General features: G+C 71.5%; 1 protein-coding gene. It reads left to right on the top strand.

Annotation, left to right across the window (positions count from 1 at the left end; translation table 11 throughout):
• Nucleotides 1-35 precede the first annotated feature (35 nt).
• A partial coding sequence (locus OP18_RS50880) for a hypothetical protein (RefSeq protein ID WP_162189956.1) occupies nucleotides 36-253 on the top strand: 218 nt, incomplete at its 3' end.

Here is a 253-nt window from a genome sequence, read left to right as displayed (position 1 = left end):
GGCCCCTCGTGTCGGTCGACGGTGCTGACGGTGTCGTGGACGTGCACATCGTCCTGGAGCGGGCCGCGGACACACCGTTGACGGTGACCGCGACGGTCGGCGACGTCGTCGCAGAGGTGCCGGTCGCCGCCGGCGAGACAGCGGTGTCGCTGCAGGTGCGGGTGCCGGACGTGCGCCTGTGGTGGCCGCGTGGCTACGGCGCCGCGGACCTGTATGACCTGACGGTCGAGTTGAGCGCTGCTGATGGGGCACT

The sequence above is a fragment of the Dactylosporangium aurantiacum genome (assembly GCF_000716715.1).
Lineage (GTDB): Bacteria > Actinomycetota > Actinomycetes > Mycobacteriales > Micromonosporaceae > Dactylosporangium > Dactylosporangium aurantiacum.
This window is presented reverse-complemented; position numbering and strand designations above follow the sequence as displayed.